We start from the raw sequence: 2314 nt of genomic DNA, 5'->3' as shown, positions 1-2314 counted from the left end.
CACCCGAAGGGCGGCGGGTGGCTCTCGGGAGGGGGATGGGATGCGGTCGCGGGGCGCCGGCGGCTACGGCCTGGGCAGGGTGCAGCCGGCGCGGGTGAGGTCGAGCTTGTTGCCCGGGGCGAAGCAGGCGGGGATGCCGTACGTCTCCTCGGCGTAGTTGATGCCCTTGCGGACGGTGACCGTGCCGTTGGCGTCGACCTCGCAGGGGTTGTTGACGGTGCAGCGCTCGCCGTCCTCGTTGCCGGTGTTGTTCACGGCGGCGACCTGGCCGGTGGCGGTGTCGATCACCGGGGAGCCGGAGGTGCCGCCGATGGTGTTGCAGGCGGAGGTGTAGCGGACCGCGTCCTTGAAGGTCCAGCCGCCCTCCTGGAGGCGGTACACGAAGCCGTCGACGTTGCAGGAGTAGATCTTCTTCCAGTAGCCGGAGACCACCTTGATCGCGGCGCCCGCGGTCGGGTGCGAGGCCGATATCGTCAGCGGGTCGATGCCGTACCGCGACTTGATCGCGGCGTAGGTGGTGTTCAGCTGGTACAGCGTCACGTCCGTGTCGGTCATCGTGCTGTAGACGACCTTGCTGGCCCGCAGGGTGCCGAGGCCGCTGCCGGAGGCGCTGAGCAGGGTGAAGCTGCGGTTCGACGAGTGGTTGACCACGACCTCGCCGGGGTCGGGCATGCCGAGCTCCAGGCAGTGGCCGTTGGTCAGCACCAGCGCCGGGTCGCCGGCGGCGGAGCCGGGCATCCGGACGACCGAGCCGGAGCAGTTGGACAGCGCCACCGTGCCGGCGAAGTTCACGGTCACGGCGGCGGGGGCCTTGCTCGCGGCGGCGGCGGGAGCGGCTCCGGCCAGGGCGGTGGCCCCGGCGAGCAGCAGGGCGGTGGACGCGCCGATGAGCGGCTTCTTCATGAGAGGGCCTCTCGGTGTGTGGGGGTCCTCTCAAATTGGCGTGTCCATGATGCAGTGTCAATACGCTTGCGTGAACTGCCGGTTGCGGCGACTTCCGCCCCGGCGCACCGCCCTGGCGGGGCTCAGCCGGTCGGCCAGTGGCGCCGGCCGACGGCGATCAGCCGCAGCTGGGTCCGGGCGGTCTCCGCGATCGCCCGCTCGCCGTCCGGCCCGGCTTCCAGGAAGCCGGCCGCGGTGGCCACCATGTGCTCCACGAAGAGCTCGGCCAGCATCCGCAGGTCGGCGGCGGACCACCCCGCCGAGACGGACTGGGCACCCAGCCCGGCCGCCACCTCGTCGGCGAAGCGCCGCAGTTCGGCGGCGATGGCGTCACGGACGGCCCGGACTCCGCCGTGCCGCTCGCGCACGAGGAAGCGCATGTGCGCCGGATTCTCCCGCACATGGTCGGCGATCAGCTGCACGGTGCGGTCGATCAGTTCGTCCGGGTCGTCGCCCGGCTCGGCGAGCACCGAGCGGATCATCGCGTGCACGCTCGCCAGTGACTCCTCGACCAGGTCGACGGCGAGCGCCGCGAGGTCGGGGAAGTGCCGGTAGAAGCCCGCCGGGGAGAGCCCCGCCGCACGGGTCACCTCGCGCACGCCCAGGCCACTGAGGTTCTGGTGCTCCAACAGGCCGAGCGCGGCGTCGAGCAGGGCGCGGCGGCTCTGCTGCTTCTGGGCCTGGCGGACCCCTGGGGTGTGACTCACATCATTCAGTAAACAACTGTTTGCCGACTTTGGGAAGCGTAGGATGGAGAAGTCAGCGAACAGTCGTACACCGAACTGGCCGCCACGCCCGCTGCCGACCAGGAAAGGGGCGCCACCGTGAGCCTCCTGATCACCGTCGTCGCCATGGGCCTCCTCGCCGGGGCCGCCATCCACACCTCGCTGCCGGTCTTCCTCACCGTCTGCGCCGGGGTCGCGCTCTGGCTGGCCGCCTTCGGCGCCCGCGAGCGCCTCGCCCGTGCCCGGCGCAACTGACCGGGCACCATCCGTCCCGTCCGGCACCACGATCCGAGACCGGAGTCCTGCCATGGCTCAGCTCACCACTCCCCGCACCGCCGACGGCGACCAGATGGCCGTCGCCTCGTTCGTCCTGGGCCTGCTCGGCCTGATGCTCTTCAACCTGGTGCTCGGCCCCGGCGCGATCCTGCTCGGCGCGGCCGCCCTGCTGCGCCGCACCGGCCGCCGCGGCCGCGCGCTGCTCGGCATCACCCTCGGCATCGCCGACCTGGTCGTGCTGGCCGTCGTCACCGCGGGCAGCCACGGGACCATCTGGCAGCTCGGCGCCTCACACCCCCGACCGGCCGCCCGGCGCCGAACCCCCCGCGCGCGCGCCGAACCCCCCCGGGGCCGCGCCCACCTCGGGGGGC

The 2314-nt window shown here is 72.4% G+C and carries 3 protein-coding genes and 1 pseudogene; 2 read left to right on the top strand and 2 right to left on the bottom strand.

Going from position 1 to position 2314, the window contains the following annotated elements; genetic code table 11:
* Positions 1–63: 63 nt before the first annotated feature.
* Together ACFV0G_RS11915 and ACFV0G_RS11910 are read right to left on the bottom strand one after the other, a co-directional pair.
* Entirely contained in the window at positions 64–903 is an 840-nt protein-coding gene (locus tag ACFV0G_RS11915) for a serine protease (protein ID WP_380545482.1), read from the bottom strand.
* A gap of 122 nt (positions 904–1025) precedes the next feature.
* On the bottom strand, positions 1026–1649 hold the full coding sequence (locus ACFV0G_RS11910; RefSeq protein ID WP_380545480.1) for a TetR family transcriptional regulator: 624 nt from the start codon (positions 1647–1649) through the stop codon (positions 1026–1028).
* Between the two features lie 117 nt (positions 1650–1766).
* Between ACFV0G_RS11910 and ACFV0G_RS11905 the strand changes: the two genes are divergently transcribed.
* Positions 1767–1922, top strand: a complete 156-nt coding sequence (locus ACFV0G_RS11905; RefSeq protein ID WP_380545478.1) for a hypothetical protein — start codon at positions 1767–1769, stop codon at positions 1920–1922.
* A 52-nt stretch (positions 1923–1974) separates the two neighbouring features.
* Positions 1975–2314, top strand: a pseudogene (locus ACFV0G_RS11900) (hypothetical protein); the annotation flags it as partial.

Source organism: Kitasatospora sp. NPDC059571 (assembly GCF_042735675.1).
In the GTDB taxonomy this organism is placed as follows: domain Bacteria; phylum Actinomycetota; class Actinomycetes; order Streptomycetales; family Streptomycetaceae; genus Kitasatospora.
Note: the sequence above shows the minus strand (reverse complement) of the source record. Positions and strands in the feature narration are given on the sequence as shown.